Source organism: Pseudoalteromonas sp. MQS005, from assembly GCF_001661605.1.
GTDB lineage: Bacteria > Pseudomonadota > Gammaproteobacteria > Enterobacterales > Alteromonadaceae > Pseudoalteromonas > Pseudoalteromonas tetraodonis.
In genome coordinates this window covers 30874-48261 of record NZ_LYRQ01000035.1, presented here as the reverse complement: position 1 = coordinate 48261, position 17388 = coordinate 30874, and the positions used below count along the sequence as shown (strand labels likewise).

General features: G+C 43.1%; 13 protein-coding genes, 1 tRNA gene and 1 pseudogene. All 15 read right to left on the bottom strand.

Annotated elements, in window-relative coordinates:
- Window positions 1-75: pseudogene (locus tag A9479_RS19735) on the bottom strand (elongation factor Tu); the annotation flags it as partial.
- A gap of 62 nt (window positions 76-137) precedes the next feature.
- Complete coding sequence (gene fusA, locus A9479_RS12960) at window positions 138-2252, bottom strand: elongation factor G (RefSeq protein ID WP_013463850.1); 2115 nt, start codon at window positions 2250-2252, stop codon at window positions 138-140.
- A 27-nt stretch (window positions 2253-2279) separates the two neighbouring features.
- Window positions 2280-2750, bottom strand: coding sequence for a 30S ribosomal protein S7 (gene rpsG / locus A9479_RS12955; protein WP_010392135.1), 471 nt, complete (start codon window positions 2748-2750; stop codon window positions 2280-2282).
- A gap of 97 nt (window positions 2751-2847) precedes the next feature.
- On the bottom strand, window positions 2848-3222 hold the full coding sequence (gene rpsL, locus A9479_RS12950) for a 30S ribosomal protein S12 (protein ID WP_002958885.1): 375 nt from the start codon (window positions 3220-3222) through the stop codon (window positions 2848-2850).
- 194 nt (window positions 3223-3416) lie between these two features.
- Window positions 3417-7589 (bottom strand): DNA-directed RNA polymerase subunit beta', encoded by a 4173-nt coding sequence (gene rpoC / locus A9479_RS12945; RefSeq protein WP_013463849.1) that lies wholly within the window; start codon window positions 7587-7589, stop codon window positions 3417-3419.
- A gap of 104 nt (window positions 7590-7693) precedes the next feature.
- Window positions 7694-11719: a DNA-directed RNA polymerase subunit beta gene (gene rpoB / locus A9479_RS12940; RefSeq protein WP_024602214.1), complete on the bottom strand. Its 4026-nt coding sequence runs from the start codon at window positions 11717-11719 to the stop codon at window positions 7694-7696.
- Between the two features lie 269 nt (window positions 11720-11988).
- Complete coding sequence (gene rplL, locus A9479_RS12935) at window positions 11989-12351, bottom strand: 50S ribosomal protein L7/L12 (protein ID WP_013463847.1); 363 nt, start codon at window positions 12349-12351, stop codon at window positions 11989-11991.
- A 74-nt stretch (window positions 12352-12425) separates the two neighbouring features.
- The gene (rplJ, locus tag A9479_RS12930) at window positions 12426-12920 is read right to left on the bottom strand and encodes a 50S ribosomal protein L10 (RefSeq protein ID WP_013463846.1); all 495 of its coding nucleotides are present in this window, start codon (window positions 12918-12920) and stop codon (window positions 12426-12428) included.
- A gap of 320 nt (window positions 12921-13240) precedes the next feature.
- Complete coding sequence (rplA, locus tag A9479_RS12925) at window positions 13241-13945, bottom strand: 50S ribosomal protein L1 (protein ID WP_013463845.1); 705 nt, start codon at window positions 13943-13945, stop codon at window positions 13241-13243.
- Between the two features lie 4 nt (window positions 13946-13949).
- On the bottom strand, window positions 13950-14378 hold the full coding sequence (rplK, locus tag A9479_RS12920) for a 50S ribosomal protein L11 (protein ID WP_008108462.1): 429 nt from the start codon (window positions 14376-14378) through the stop codon (window positions 13950-13952).
- A gap of 217 nt (window positions 14379-14595) precedes the next feature.
- Window positions 14596-15153: a transcription termination/antitermination protein NusG gene (nusG, locus tag A9479_RS12915; protein WP_013463844.1), complete on the bottom strand. Its 558-nt coding sequence runs from the start codon at window positions 15151-15153 to the stop codon at window positions 14596-14598.
- A gap of 4 nt (window positions 15154-15157) precedes the next feature.
- Window positions 15158-15535, bottom strand: coding sequence for a preprotein translocase subunit SecE (secE, locus tag A9479_RS12910; protein WP_013463843.1), 378 nt, complete (start codon window positions 15533-15535; stop codon window positions 15158-15160).
- A gap of 130 nt (window positions 15536-15665) precedes the next feature.
- A tRNA-Trp gene (locus A9479_RS12905) sits at window positions 15666-15742 on the bottom strand.
- 166 nt (window positions 15743-15908) lie between these two features.
- Complete coding sequence (locus tag A9479_RS12900) at window positions 15909-16412, bottom strand: hypothetical protein (protein WP_064663604.1); 504 nt, start codon at window positions 16410-16412, stop codon at window positions 15909-15911.
- On the bottom strand, window positions 16396-17148 hold the full coding sequence (deoC, locus tag A9479_RS12895) for a deoxyribose-phosphate aldolase (protein WP_028835951.1): 753 nt from the start codon (window positions 17146-17148) through the stop codon (window positions 16396-16398). Before deoC ends, A9479_RS12900 begins: the two co-directional genes overlap by 17 nt.
- Between the last annotated feature and the right edge of the window lie 240 nt (window positions 17149-17388).

Below are 17388 nucleotides of genomic sequence, written 5' to 3'. Positions count from 1 at the left end.
TTTACCGTGGTCAACGTGGCCGATTGTACCAACGTTTACGTGCGGTTTTACGCGTTCAAACTTTTCTTTTGCCATCTTAAAAAATTCCTAATAAAGAAATTAAAGCCTGACTCAGTATTGAGCCAGACAAGCTAAAATCATATAACAGCGCGAGCTGAAATTATTGTATCTGCAACCTGTTTAGAGGCTTCAGCGTACTTCAAAAACTCCATAGAGTATGAGGCACGGCCCTGTGTTGCAGATCGTAAAGCAGTCGCATAACCAAACATTTCAGATAACGGAACCTGAGCATTAATTTGCTTAAGTCCACCAAGTGCATCTTCCATGCCTTCGATCATGCCGCGACGACGGTTTAGGTCGCCAACTACATCACCCATGTTTGCTTCAGGAGTGAGTACTTCAACCTTCATTACTGGCTCTAATAAAGCAGGGTTTGCATCTAGCGCACCTTGCTTCATGGCGAGTGAACCTGCTATTTTAAATGCCATTTCATTCGAATCTACATCATGGAATGAACCATCATATAAAGTCGCTTTCACGCCAAGTAATGGGTAGCCTGCTAGTACACCTTGAGCCATTTGCTCTTGGATACCTTTGTCTACCGCAGGGATGTATTCTTTCGGAACTGACCCACCTACGGTTTCGTTAACGAACTCGTAAATTGGGGCTTCATCATCCGAAATATCCATCGGTTCAAGTTTAAGCCAGACGTGACCATATTGACCACGACCACCTGATTGACGTATAAACTTCCCTTCAACTTCAACAGTTGAACGAATAGCTTCTCGGTATGCAACCTGCGGCTTACCAACGTTACATTCAACACTGAATTCACGTTTCATACGGTCGACAATGATATCAAGGTGAAGTTCACCCATGCCAGAGATAATCGTCTGGCCTGATTCTTCGTCAGTTTGTACGCGGAAAGATGGATCTTCTGCCGCTAGTTTACCTAGCGCGATACCCATTTTATCCTGGTCAGCGATTGTGCGAGGCTCAACCGCAACAGAGATAACTGGTTCTGGGAATTCCATACGCTCTAGCGTAATAATAGAATTCGGATCACACAGTGTCTCGCCTGTTGTTACGTCTTTGAGACCAATAGCCGCCGCGATGTCGCCTGCGTAGACTTCTTTGATCTCTTCACGTGAGTTTGAATGCATCTGAACGATACGACCAAGACGCTCACGCTTACTTTTTACTGGGTTATATACCGCGTCACCCTGTTTAACAGTACCAGAGTAAACACGGAAAAAGGTCAAGGTGCCAACAAACGGGTCTGTTGCAATCTTAAAAGCAAGTGCAGCAAACGGCGCTTTATCATCAGCAGGACGCTCTTCCTCGGTACCATCTTCGAGGATACCTTGGATTTGTTTCACTTGTGTGGGTGATGGCATATATTCAACAACGCAATCAAGCACAGCTTGAACGCCTTTGTTTTTAAATGCACTACCACAGGTCATGGGAACAATTTCGTTCGCTAATGTGCGTTGACGCAAAGCATTTTTAATTTCTGCTTCGCTTAACTCTTCACCTTCTAAGTATTTATCCATTAGTTCTTCAGAGGCTTCAGCAGCGCTTTCAACTAAATGAGAGCGCCATTCTTCAGCTAAATCCTGAAGTTCTGCCGGTATTGCCTCATAAGAGAAAGTCATACCCTGGTCTTCATCATTCCAGTTAATAGCTTTCATTTTAATAAGGTCAATAACACCTTTAAAGTCGTCTTCAGCGCCAATTGGCAACTGGACTGGAACAGGCGTTGCTCCAAGACGAGATTTCACCTGGCCGACAACCGTTAAGAAGTCAGCGCCTGTGCGATCCATTTTATTTACGAAGATCATTCTCGGAACTTCGTATTTGTTCGCTTGACGCCAAACTGTCTCAGTTTGCGGCTGTACACCAGATGAAGCACAAAGAACAACTACCGCACCATCTAGTACACGTAAAGAACGCTCTACTTCGATAGTGAAATCTACGTGTCCTGGGGTATCAATGATATTGATGCGATGGTCGTCAAATTGCGCGTCCATCCCTTTCCAGAAACACGTTGTTGCAGCAGAAGTGATTGTGATACCACGCTCTTGTTCCTGCTCCATCCAATCCATAGTTGCGGCGCCATCATGTACTTCACCGATCTTATGAGAAAGACCTGTGTAGAACAGAACACGTTCTGTTGTGGTGGTTTTGCCTGCATCTACGTGAGCACAAATACCGATATTGCGGTAACGCTCAAGTGGAGTTGTACGTGCCATAAAATCCTCTTAAAGGTTAAGGACAGATTACCAACGGTAATGAGCGAATGCTTTATTCGCTTCAGCCATACGGTGAACGTCTTCACGTTTCTTAACCGCAGTGCCTTTGTTGTCAGCAGCGTCAACGATTTCTTGAGCTAAACGTAAGCCCATAGATTTTTCGCCACGCTTACGTGCAGCGTCTACTAACCAACGCATACCTAATGCGTTGCGACGTACTGGACGTACTTCAACTGGTACTTGATAAGTTGAACCACCAACACGGCGAGATTTAACCTCTACCTGTGGACGGATGTTATCAAGTGCAGTTTCAAAGATTTCTAGGTGCGACTTGCCTGATTTCTCAGCAGCCACGTCTAGCGCACCATAAACGATTTTTTCAGCAGTAGATTTCTTGCCGTCTAACATTACGATGTTAACGAACTTAGCAAGAAGTTCCGATCCGAACTTAGGATCTGGAAGAATTTTACGTTGACCTATTACGCGTCTTCTAGGCATTTTGTATCTCCGGTTTATTCAGGTTTGCTCTTTCGAGTCAATCACCCAAAACAATAATTAATAATATTTAGTGCTTGGCCTTACTAACGGAAAACAATTAGCCTTTAGGGCGTTTTGCACCGTATTTAGAACGAGCTTGACGACGGTCGCTAACGCCTGCACAGTCAAGTGCACCACGTACAGTGTGAAAACGCACACCTGGTAAATCTTTAACACGACCACCACGGATTAGGATTACACTGTGCTCTTGAAGGTTATGACCTTCACCACCGATGTATGAAGTTACTTCGAAACCGTTAGTTAAACGTACACGAGCTACTTTACGTAACGCCGAGTTTGGTTTCTTAGGTGTAGTTGTATATACGCGAGTACATACACCACGCTTTTGCGGACACGCTTTAAGCGCAGCTGAGTTACTTTTAGTAACCTTGCTACGACGTGGCTTACGCACTAGCTGGTTAATAGTTGCCATTTAAATAGCTCCTGAAATTAAAATTACTACTGAAAAAAATAAAAAATCCGCCCTTGTTTTACCAGCATGTTTTAAACGTGCAAGTAAATGGGTGGCGGAATTTTAATGAGCAAAGATTGACCTGTCAACCTAAACCGCTCACAAGGCAGTAGATAACTGCCTTGTGAAACTCTAATCTATTGATTAGATTCGGTTTATTGATTTCCAGATAAATCCGCGTTTAAAGCATCAGTGAGTGCTTGAGTTGCCTCTTCCGCACTTACCGTTTGCTCTTCAACAACGTCTTTTTGCTTACGACGAGCCATACGCTCTTGATGATACGCAAAACCGGTACCGGCTGGGATCAATCGACCCACAATTACGTTTTCTTTCAGACCGCGTAGTTCATCGCTCTTACCATTTACAGCGGCTTCTGTTAGGACACGAGTTGTCTCCTGGAACGAGGCTGCTGAGATGAAAGATTCTGTCGCTAGTGATGCTTTTGTGATACCCATTAACTGGATTTCAAACTTAGCTGGGATCTTACCTTGAGCTTCAAGGTCGCGGTTTGCGATATTAACGCGTGCCACTTCAATTTGCTCACCGGCTAAGAACTCAGTATCACCACCGTCTAGAATGATACATTTACGTAGCATTTGACGAATAATAGTTTCAATGTGCTTATCATTGATCTTAACGCCCTGCAAACGGTAAACCTCTTGCACTTCGTTAACAATGTAATTAGCAACATGAGTCACACCACGTAGGCGTAAGATGTCATGCGGTGATTCTGGACCATCGGCGATAACTTCACCTTTAGACACTTGTTCACCTTCAAACACGTTAAGTTGACGCCACTTAGGAATCATTTCTTCGTAATGATCGCCTTCAGCTGGTGTAATAACTAAACGTTTCTTACCTTTAGTCTCTTTACCGAAGCTAATCGTACCGGTGATTTCAGCTAAGATAGCTGGATCTTTCGGCTTACGTGCTTCAAATAAGTCGGCTACGCGTGGTAGACCACCCGTGATATCACGAGTTTTCGAACCTTCTTGCGGAATACGTGCTAACACGTCACCTGGGTTTGCAGTCGCGCCGTCTGTTACTTCAATCGTAGTGAATGAAGGAAGACGCGTTTCTTGCAAGCCACGCTCATCACTTTCAATGATAAGCTTTGGTTCTTTCGCATTCGCTTTAGCAAGATCTTTAACAACTACACGAGTTAAACCCGTTAGTTCGTCAGTCTGTGCTTCAGTGTTTGAATCATCGATATCGCTGAACGATACTTTTGATTTATGCTCAAGAACGATTGGGTGACTATGCGGGTCCCAAGTAGCAACGATGTCGTTACCTTGAACTTCTGCATTGTCTTGCACTGTTAATACCGCACCGTAAGGTACTTTATAACGCTCTTTCTCACGACCATAGCTATCAATGATAGTGATCTCGGTAGAACGAGAGGTAATAACAATCTTACCGTCTGTATTTAATACATATTTAGCGTTGTGAAGTTTTAATGTACCGTTTGTTTTAACTTGTACATTATTTTCAGCAGACGCTCTTGATGCCGCACCACCGATGTGGAAGGTACGCATCGTAAGCTGTGTACCCGGCTCACCGATTGATTGAGCTGCGATAACACCTACTGATTCACCCGCGTTGATGATATGACCACGTGCAAGGTCACGACCATAACACTTAGCACATACACCAAAGTCGTTATCACAAGTGATAACTGAACGTACGCGAACTTCATCAACTGAGTGCTCTTCTAAAAGGTCACACAGTTTTTCGTCAAGCATGATGTTACGTTCAACAAGTACTGTATTAGTACCTGGTATTACAACATCTTCAGCAACAACACGACCTAGTACACGTTCGCGAAGTGCTTCTACAACGTCACCACCTTCAATTAGCGGTTTCATTGTTAAGCCATCTTCTGTGCCACAATCGTCTTCGTTGATTACCAAATCTTGTGCAACGTCTACTAGACGACGCGTTAGGTAACCCGAGTTCGCTGTTTTCAGTGCTGTATCGGCAAGACCTTTACGCGCACCGTGCGTTGAGATGAAGTACTGAAGTACGTTTAGACCTTCACGGAAGTTAGCCGTGATTGGCGTCTCGATGATTGAACCATCTGGACGTGCCATTAGGCCACGCATACCTGCTAGCTGACGGATCTGAGCGGCACTACCACGAGCACCTGAGTCGGCCATCATAAACACTGAGTTAAATGACGGTTGCTCTACTTCTTCACCTTTTGCATTGATAACCGTGTCTTTTGACAAGTTGGCCATCATTTCACGTGATAAGTTTTCATTTACACGTGACCAGATATCGATAACTTTGTTGTACTTTTCACCAGCCGTTACAAGACCTGATTGGAATTGTTGGTTGATTTCAGTTACTTCAGCTTCAGCTGATTCAATGATTGCTGCTTTAACTGGTGGGATAACTAAGTCATCGATACCAATTGAAACACCAGACTTCATTGCATAGTGGAAACCGGTGTACATGATTTGGTCAGCAAACATAACTGTGTCTTTTAGACCAAGACGACGGTAACACTCATTAATTAAGCCAGAAATCTGCTTTTTACCTAGGGCTTGGTTGATTGACTCATACGGCATGCCTTTTGGTAAAATTAAAGACAGAATCGCACGACCAACAGTAGTATCAATTACGGTTACAGTGTCTTCAACAACACCTTCTTCGTTTTTAACTGATTGGCTAATACGTACTTTCACGATAGCGTGAAGGTCGGCATTACCACTACGGTATGCTTTTTCTGCTTCTTTAGGATCTTTAAATACGGCGCCTTCGCCTTTCGCGTTAATACGATCACGCGTCATGTAATAAAGACCTAATACAACGTCCTGTGAAGGAACGATGATTGGCTCACCATTAGCAGGCGATAAGATGTTGTTTGTAGACATCATTAACGCGCGAGCTTCAAGTTGCGCTTCAATTGTTAGCGGTACGTGTACCGCCATTTGGTCACCATCGAAATCGGCGTTGTACGCCGCACATACTAATGGGTGCAAATGAATCGCTTTACCTTCGATAAGCACAGGTTCAAACGCTTGGATACCCAAACGGTGAAGTGTTGGTGCACGGTTAAGTAATACTGGATGTTCACGAATTACTTCGTCTAGTACATCCCATACTTCCGCTACTTCACGCTCAACCATCTTTTTAGCAGCTTTGATTGTCGTAGCCATGCCACGACGCTCTAATTTGCCATAGATGAATGGTTTGAAAAGCTCTAATGCCATCTTCTTAGGAAGACCACACTGATGAAGCTTAAGTGTAGGACCAACCGTGATTACAGAACGGCCAGAGTAATCTACACGCTTACCAAGTAAGTTCTGACGGAAACGACCTTGCTTACCTTTGATCATATCAGCAAGCGATTTAAGAGGACGTTTGTTAGAACCTGTAATTGCACGACCACGACGACCGTTATCAAGTAGCGCATCGACCGCTTCTTGTAGCATACGTTTTTCGTTGCGTACGATAATATCTGGTGCAGCTAAATCTAGTAGACGCTTAAGACGGTTATTACGGTTAATAACACGACGGTAAAGGTCATTTAGATCAGATGTCGCAAAACGACCACCGTCTAATGGTACTAATGGGCGTAAGTCAGGTGGCAATACTGGAAGTACTGTCATGATCATCCACTCAGGGTTATTACCTGATTGGTGGAACGATTCCATTAACTTAAGACGTTTAGTGATCTTTTTACGCTTAGTTTCAGAGTTAATTGTTGGTAACTCTTCACGCATTTCTGCAATTAATTGAGCAAGATCGAGTTCACGCAGTAAGTCTAATACTGCTTCAGCACCCATCTTCGCTTCAAATTCATCACCGTGCTCTTCAAGTGCATCTAGGTATTCTTCTTCACCTAATAGCTGACCACGCTCAAGCGTTGTCATGCCAGGCTCAGTTACTACGAATGATTCGAAGTAAAGAACACGTTCAATATCACGAAGCGTCATATCAAGCATTAAGCCGATACGTGACGGTAATGATTTTAAAAACCATATATGCGCAACTGGACTTGCCAGTTCTATATGACCCATACGGTCACGACGCACTTTAGTGAGTGTTACTTCAACGCCACACTTTTCACAGATCACACCACGGTGTTTAAGGCGTTTATATTTACCACATAAACACTCATAATCTTTCACTGGGCCGAAAATACGGGCACAGAATAAGCCATCGCGCTCAGGCTTGAAAGTACGGTAGTTAATAGTCTCAGGTTTCTTTACTTCACCGTATGACCATGAGCGAACCATGTCTGGTGAAGCAAGACCAATGCGAATTGCATCGAATTCTTCGGTCTTATTTTGTTGCTTCAGAAACTTAAGTAAGTCTTTCACCTTAGCTCTCCTGTCGGAGTTAATCTTGAGGACGGATGTTCTCGTCCCTACATTCTATTCAGCCATAACAGATGCTGCAGCGCTAACTGCAGCATCTAATTGGCTTAATTTTCTTCCAACTCGATGTTGATACCCAGTGAGCGGATTTCTTTCAACAATACGTTGAACGATTCTGGCATACCTGGTTCCATTTTATGGTTACCATCAACGATGTTTTTATACATCTTAGTACGACCGTTCACGTCATCCGATTTCACTGTTAGCATTTCTTGTAGCGTGTAAGCAGCACCGTAAGCTTCAAGTGCCCATACTTCCATCTCACCAAAACGCTGGCCACCGAACTGTGCTTTACCACCCAGCGGCTGCTGAGTAACAAGGCTGTAAGAACCAGTAGAACGTGCGTGCATCTTATCGTCAACCAAGTGGTTAAGTTTAAGCATGTACATGTAACCTACAGTTACTTGACGTTCAAACTGATCGCCAGTACGGCCATCATAAAGTGTAACCTGACCACTTCTAGGGTAGCCGCCTAGCTCTAGCATGTCTTTGATTTCGCTTTCTTTCGCGCCATCAAATGCAGGAGTAGCAATCGGTAAACCACCTTTCAAGTTTTCAGCTAAACGACGAATTTCGTCATCAGAGAAACTAGCAATATCCACAACCTGACGAGACTCACCGATCTCATAAGCTTGTTTAATGAATTCGCGTAGCTCATGAAGCTCGCGTTGCTCTTTCATCATTTCTTCTAAGCGCTCACCAATACCACGTGCAGCTAGACCCATATGTGTTTCAAGGATCTGACCGATGTTCATACGTGATGGTACACCTAGTGGATTTAGTACGATATCTACTGTACGACCTTTGTCATCGTATGGCATATCTTCTACTGGTACGATAGTCGAGATAACACCTTTGTTACCGTGACGACCCGCCATTTTATCACCCGGTTGGATACGACGTTTAACAGCTAGGTATACTTTAACAATCTTAAGTACGCCTGGTGCTAAGTCATCACCTTGGGTAATTTTACGACGTTTGTTTTCAAACTTCTTATCGTATTCAGCTTTAAGCTCATCGTACTGTGCAGCTAGTTGCTCAAGTTCAGCTTGCTTGTCTTCTTCAGCAAGGCTTTGAGTTAGTAACTTTTCAGCATTCAGTGACGCTAAGTTGTCTTCATCGAAACCAGCTGCCACAAGTAACTTGCGTGCACGGTCTAAAACACCGGCTTCTAGAATACGGAACTCTTCGTTGAAGTCTTTTTTCGCTTCGCGAAGCTGCATGTCTTCAACTTCTAACGCACGTTTATCTTTTTCAACACCATCACGGGTGAAAACTTGTACGTCGATTACAGTACCAGTTACAGAGTTTGGTACACGTAAAGAGCTGTCTTTAACATCAGACGCTTTTTCACCGAAGATAGCACGTAGTAGCTTTTCTTCTGGTGTTAATTGCGTTTCGCCTTTCGGAGTCACTTTACCTACTAGGATATCGCCGCCTTTAACTTCAGCACCAATATATACAACACCTGATTCATCAAGCTTGCCTAGTGCAGATTCACCCACGTTCGGGATATCTGCTGTGATCTCTTCTGAGCCTAATTTAGTATCACGGGCAATACACTGTAGTTCTTGAATATGAATAGTCGTTAGACGATCTTCTTCAACTACGCGCTCTGATAGTAAGATTGAATCCTCGAAGTTGTAACCGTTCCATGGCATGAATGCCACGCGAAGGTTTTGACCAAGGGCTAAGTCACCTAAGTCAGTCGAAGGACCATCTGCTAACACATCGCCACGAGTAACCGGTTCACCAACCATGCATGTTGGTTTTTGGTTAATACATGTATTTTGGTTAGAACGTGTGTACTTGGTTAAGTTGTAGATGTCGATGCCCGCTTCACCAGGAATGCGTTCTTCTTCATGTACATTAACAACGATGCGACTTGCGTCGGCATACATTACTTCACCACCACGTTTTGCAACAATCGTTACACCAGAGTCTTTCGCTAGTGTTAACTCAATACCAGTACCTACTAACGGTTTGTCCGCTTTCAATGTTGGTACTGCTTGACGTTGCATGTTTGAACCCATCAATGCACGGTTAGCATCATCGTGTTCTAGGAACGGGATAAGTGCGGCCGCTACAGAGATCACCTGTTGTGGTGATACATCCATATATTGTTGGTCCATGCGACCCATAAAGGTTGATTCACCTTTGTGACGACACGGAATAAGTTCATCTACAAACTCATTGGTTTCAGTTAAGTTTGAGTTCGCCTGTGCGATAACAAACTGACCTTCTTCAATGGCTGATAGGTAATCAACTTCATCAGTTACTACACCGTCTACCACTTTGCGGTAAGGTGTTTCTAAGAAACCGTAGTCATTGGTACGTGCATACGTAGACAATGAGTTAATTAGACCGATGTTTGGACCCTCAGGAGTCTCGATTGGACATACACGACCGTAGTGAGTTACGTGAACGTCACGTACTTCAAAGCCAGCACGCTCACGAGTTAGACCGCCCGGACCTAATGCAGAAATACGACGCTTGTGCGTTACTTCTGATAGCGGGTTATTTTGGTCCATAAACTGTGATAACTGAGACGAGCCGAAGAACTCTTTAACTGCTGCCGAAATAGGCTTAGCGTTAATAAGATCTTGTGGCATGATCGCGTCTAGGTCACCTAAGCTTAAGCGCTCACGTACAGCACGTTCTACACGTACTAAACCTACACGGAATTGGTTCTCAGCCATTTCGCCAACACTACGTATACGACGGTTGCCTAAGTGGTCTATATCATCAACATCGCCAACACCGTTACGAATAGCAATCAATACTTTCATAACCGCTACGATGTCTTCTTTGCTTAATGTGCCAGGGCCTGTGTCTGAATCGTAACCAACACGGCTATTGAACTTCATACGACCTACTGTTGATAAGTCATAGCGTTCTTCTGAGAAGAATAAGTTCTCAAATAAGGCTTCAGCCGCGTCTTTCGTCGGTGGCTCGCCTGGGCGCATCATGCGATAAATTTCTACTAGTGCTTCTAAACGGTTGCTTGACGAGTCAATGTTTAATGTATTTGACATGTAAGCGCCGCTGTCCACTTCATTGATATATAATGTATCAATAGTAGTGTGACCTGCTTTAACCAATTCAGCCATCATTTCAAGCGTTAGCTCGTCATTTGCAGTCGCGATGATTTCACCTGTTGACTCATCAACATAGTTCTTCGCTAATACACGGCCAATGATGTACTCATGTGGTACTTCTAATTGATTAATGCCTTTTTTCTCGATGCTCTTGATGTGGCGAGCCGTAACACGACGACCGCTTTCAACAAGGACTTCACCGTCTTCGCTCTTGATATCAAAAGCGGCAGTTTCACCACGTAAACGTGAAGGTACAAGTTCCATAAGAACTTTACCGTCAGCAATTTCAAACGCAGTAGTATCGAAGAAGATATCTAGGATTTCTTCACTCGTGTACTCAAGTGCACGTAAGATGATAGACGCCGGTAATTTACGACGACGGTCAATACGTACATATAAGTTATCTTTTGCATCAAATTCGAAGTCTAACCATGAACCACGGTAAGGAATTACGCGTGCGTTATAAAGCACTTTACCTGACGAGTGAGTTTTACCGCGGTCGTTATCAAAGAATACACCAGGGCTACGGTGTAGCTGAGAAACGATAACACGCTCTGTACCATTGATTACAAAAGTACCGGTATCGGTCATGAGCGGAATTTCGCCCATGTAAACTTCTTGCTCTTTAATGTCTTTAACTGTGCCTGGAGCTTCTTTGTCCATTACTACAAGACGCAGTTTCACGCGAAGTGGAGCAGAATAAGTCACACCGCGAATTTGACATTCTTTTACATCGAATACTGGCTCACCAATACGATAACTTACGTATTGAAGCTCAGAATTTCCCGAGTAGCTTTTAATTGGGAACACAGAACGGAAGGCAGCTTCCAAACCATGATCGCCATCAGCGTCCGGGACTAAGAATTTTTTAAACGATTCTAACTGCGTCGACAGTAAGAAAGGTATATCCAAAACTTGTGGACGTTTACCAAAATCCTTACGGATACGTTTCTTTTCAGAATAAGAGTAAGCCATGGGATTCCTCAGCTTGCTGATCTTTGACCCGACCTGTTCTTGTAAGAACAGACTTAACTGGCATCTATGCCAAGATGTACAACATTTAACTGTTGTTCCAACTTAATCCCACCTCAACACTAGCAAACTATAAAGCGTTGAAATTAAAGAATAAATCAGATTTTATTTGCGCTATAAGAATAGTCGCTCTATAGCGCAAAAAGGCCGGTGATTAAATAATCACCAGCCCTTGCCTGATTTCTCAGGCAGCGAACCTAGCAAAAGCTAGATTACTTAACCTCAACTTCAGCACCAGCTTCAGTAAGTTCTTTAGCAAGAGCTTCAGCTTCTTCCTTAGAAATACCTTCTTTAACTGGAGTTGGAGCAGCTTCAACAAGTGCTTTAGCTTCTTTTAAGCCAAGACCAGTTGCGCCACGAACAGCTTTGATTGCCGCAACTTTATTAGCGCCAGCGCCAGTAAGGATTACGTCAAATTCTGTTTTCTCTTCAGCAGCTTCAGCAGCAGGACCTGCTACCATAGCAGCTGCAGCAGTTACGCCGAATTTTTCTTCCATTGCTTCAACTAGAGCAACAACGTCCATTACTGACATTTCAGCAATTGCGTCAAGGATTTGGTCTTTAGTTACAGACATTACAAATTTCCTAATAATTAACGGACTCTAAGGTCCAAATAAATTTACACCGAAAGGGATTAAACAACTTAAAATTAAGCAGCTTGCTCTTCTTTCTGTACACGTACTGCTTCAATTGTTTTACACAATTTGCCAGCAGACGCTTCTTTCATAGCGCTCATTAAGCGTGCAACAGCTTCGTCGTATGTAGGTAGAGTTGCAAGCATAGCTGCGTCTACTACATTACCTTCAAAAGCGGCCATCTTAAGTTCGAAATGCTCATTCTTTTTCGCGAAATCTGAGAAGATACGCGCAGCAGCACCTGGGTGCTCTGATGAGAAAGCGATTAAGCTTGGACCAACTAATGAGTCAGAAAGGCACTCAAACTCTGTACCTTCAAAAGCACGTTTTGCTAAAGTGTTACGGACAACTTTCATCCAAACACCATTTGCACGAGCTTCTTTACGAAGGGCAGTGATTGCACCAACTGTTACACCACGAGAATCTGCAACAACTGCAGAAAGAGCACCATTGGCTGCTTCGTTGACTTCAGCAACAATTGCTTTTTTGCCTTGAAGATTTAAAGCCATGGGTGTTACTCCTGGTTTAATGGGTTACCGTTTATCGGCTTCCCTGTTTTACTCTTCCCCATCAATAAAGATGGAGATGCTTTTTACGGCGAGAGCCAGAAGATTAGGAAAAATCTATCTGGGGATTCACACCGTCTACGTAGGTAATATTAAGGCCGAAGCCGCCTACGGTCTTGGACGGAAGCCCAATTTATCGCGTTGCCCAAAGGCGCTTCGAAATTATGGACTTCAACCCGAATTCTTTACTTTGCGATTAACTAAATTAATCAACAAAATGGCGCAAAATTATAGTACAAATTTCACGCCATGTAAACACTCAATTAAGCAACAACTGTGCTTAAAGTGCTTTGGTCAACAGAAACACCTGCGCCCATTGTTGTAGAGATAGTTACTTTCTTCAAGTAAACACCTTTAGCTTGAGAAGGTTTAGCCTTCTTAAGCGCAACAATTAGAGCTTCAAGGTTTTGTTGTAACTGCTCAGCAGTGAAATCAACCTTACCAATCGTAGTATGGATGATACCATTTTTGTCATTGCGGTAACGCACTTGACCTGCTTTCGCATTTTTAACTGCTTCTGCAACGTTAGGTGTTACAGTACCAGTTTTAGGGTTTGGCATTAGACCACGTGGGCCTAAGATTTGACCTAGTTGACCAACAACACGCATAGCGTCTGGTGATGCAACAACAACGTCAAAATTCATCTCGCCTTTCTTAACTAGTTCAGCAAGATCTTCCATGCCTACTAATTCAGCACCGGCTTCTTTTGCAGCTTCTGCATTAGCGCCTTGAGTGAATACAGCAACACGAACGTCACGACCAGTACCGTTAGGTAGTACAGTCGCACCACGAACGTTTTGATCAGATTTACGAGCATCGATACCAAGGTTAACAGCAACGTCAACACTTTCTACGAATTTAGCTGTCGCTAATTCTTTTAAAAGAGCAACTGCTTCGTTAATTTCGTAATCTTTAGTTACTTCCACTTTTTCGCGGATAGTACGCATACGTTTAGTTAATTTAGCCATTATCTTAGTCCTCTACGTTCAAGCCCATCGCACGCGCAGAACCTGCGATAGTGCGAACCGCAGCTTCTAAATCAGAAGCTGTAAGGTCTGGTTTCTTTGTCTCAACGATTTCTTCAAGTTGAGCACGAGTTACTGTGCCTACTTTTTCAGTGTTAGGACGGCCTGAACCAGATTTGATACCTGCAGCTTTCTTAAGTAAGTAAGCAGCCGGTGGCGTTTTCATGTCGAACGTAAATGAACGGTCGCCGTAAACAGAGATCACTACAGGAACTGGAGCGCCTTTTTCGATAGATTCTGTACGTGCGTTGAACGCTTTACAGAATTCCATGATGTTTACACCGTGTTGACCTAGTGCTGGACCTACTGGAGGACTAGGGTTAGCCATACCAGCAGCAACTTGTAGCTTGATTAGAGCTTCAACTTTCTTAGCCATTATAAATACCTCATTAGGTGGGTCTTAGCCTTGTGCGCGCGAGGACGCGTACTCTAGCGGCTTCCCAGTTTAAAAATTGGTTTCTCACTTTTTAGTAAACAGTTAAACAAACGTTTTCCCTGAATACAAAAAGGCCGCTGATTATAAGTTAATCAGCGGCCTTTTTCAAGCTTCGTGCCAAAAATTAAGAAACTTTTAACACAACGCTTTAAATCAATTACTTATCTTGTTCAACTTGACCAAACTCAAGTTCAACTGGCGTAGAACGACCAAAAATAAGTACCGATACTTTTACGCGGCTCTTTTCGTAGTCAACTTCTTCAACCACACCACTAAAGTCAGCAAATGGACCATCAGTAACACGAACCACTTCACCTGGTTCAAATAATGTTGCTGGTTTAGGCGCTTCAGCGTTTTCTTGTAGGCGATTAAGAATGCGATCAGCTTCTTTAGAACTAATTGGTGCAGGACGGTCTGATGTGCCACCAATAAAGCCCATAACACGTTCAGTGCTATTTACTAAGTGCCAGCTTGCATCGTTCATATCCATTTGTACTAGTACGTAACCTGGGAAGAATTTACGCTCAGACTTACGCTTTTGACCAGCACGCATCTCAACTACTTCTTCAGTAGGAACTAATACTTCACCAAAGCTATCTTCTAGGCCTTTGATTTTAATGTGCTCTAATAATGTTTGAGCAACACGCTTCTCATAACCTGAGAAAGCTTGTACTACGTACCAACGTAGTTTCTTTTCGTTATTCTCATCCGACATGGGATCAGATCTCCAATCCAGTTAAAAAGCCTACAGCGCGGAATAAAATGCCATCTAATCCCCAAAGGATAAGTGCCATAATCACTGTTGCAACCATTACGATTAATGTCGTGTGCGTTGTTTCTTGACGCGTTGGCCAAATTACTTTGCGTACTTCAATACGCGCTTCTTTAGCAAAAGCAAGGAAGGTACGTCCCTTAAAAGTTTGCGAAGCAATAGCTAAACCCGCCGCTATTGCAACCACAACGCCAATAGCACGTAGTAATACAGACTGATCTGCAAACATATGATTACCAACGACTGCGCCTGCAAGTAGCGCAATTGCTACTAACCACTTTACTGACTCCATCCCACTTGATGGTGTTTCTATATTCGTGCTCATAATATTATTACCTTAACTACAGACACAACAACCCTGCACGTCGACAGGGTTAATCCATTAAAATCTAAACTTAAAAACAAGCTTACTCAAACCGATTTTTAGTTCTAGACTTTATTCACTTTGTAAAAATTGGCAGGGGCGGAGAGATTCGAACTCCCAACCGTCGGTTTTGGAGACCGCTGTTCTACCAATTGGAACTACGCCCCTGCAAAGTGGATGCCTATTATACTTACGCAATTCATTAACACAAGAGTAAAGATAGTCATCTGATAAAATCTTCACTGTTAATAAGTTTATAGGCCTGATAATCAAATTAATCCTGTGGCTTTCATCCGTTTAGAAACATTTAATACGTATTAGTCAAATCACTTTTTTAATGATCCACTCGTAATAACTCACCGCGATAAAAATCACACAGTAACCATATTTGTTCAAATTGATGGGTATTTGGAAAACATACTTTTTTGACTGCCGCTTCAAAGTCGCTCTTATGCCAAATAGTACTAGCGTTACGAATTAACAACCACGTACGCTTTGAATAATAACGCTTAGTCGCTTTTTGTTTTAATAAGCGCTCCAACGCTGATTGCAACCGGTGTTCGCTTGGTTGTTGCGCCATGTCGGCTAAATCACGCTGCATTTGTATCGACAGTGGCCGGCCTAACACGGCCATGGCTTCCGTTTCGCTGGCGTATAAATGCGCCACTTCTATATCGAGCTGCTGATTTTCTTGATAACAGCTTACATCGGGTCTGTTCGGTTCATTGTGCCAAATATGGCGCATGTGAATTCCCGTTTGCTGCTCATAACATCGCAAAAACAACTTGGCCGCATCGTGCTCTAATTGTTGTTTTTCGGCATCACTGCTGCGCTTCATTCAACACCTTATAAACGTCATTTAACAGCGATGAAGCGCCAAACCTAAATGTTTCTGGTGCTAAATAATCATGCCCCATAATCTCGGTTGCTAGTTGCAAATAAGCATTTGCATCTACTGCGGTCTTGACTCCACCAGCAGCCTTAAAACCAACTCGCTTTGATGATTTTTTGATGGCTTTAAGCATTATTTCAGTCGCTTCAAGCGTGGCATTCACCGCTACTTTTCCTGTACTGGTTTTTACAAAATCAGCTCCGCCTTGAATGGCAAGCTCGGTTGCTTGAGTAATAAATGCTGCTGTTTTTAGCTCGCCAGTTTCAATGATCACTTTGAGCTTAGCACGGCTGCCACATACCTTTTTACTTTCACTAACGTATTCCAGCACGGTATCGGCTTCACCTTTTAAAAGCGCTTTATAAGGAATAACTAGGTCAATTTCATCGGCCCCCCGCTCTATGGCTATCAGGGTTTCATTGAGTACTTCATTGAGTGGCGCATCACCAGAGGGAAAGTTAGTTACGGTGGCCACCTTTACATGGCTCAATAAGCGATTAGCAAGTGCTATTTTAGCGTCATCAACAAATTCACTAAACACACAAAGCGCAGCAGGCGTGCCTAGCTTAGGGTTTATACTGTTTACTAATGCGTTAATACTGGCTTGACTATCATCAGTGTTTAAACTGGTTAAGTCCATTAAGCTAACGGCTAGCGTGGCGTTTTGAGTATTGTTTGTCATTTTATGCCTATGAAATTGTGTGACCTTAAACTATATAAGAGCATCATAGCTTAAACTTGCTATAGCTCATAACCAAACACTATAAGCGCGTTTTTTATACTAAATGTCACTCTACCCCTTACTAAATACGATTTAGACCTAAAAAACATGATTCATATAACTTTTAAGAATATCAACTAAGATTTAATTATTTTTTACTTATCAATAGCCACTATATTCTGCTTCTCAGTTAAACACTTT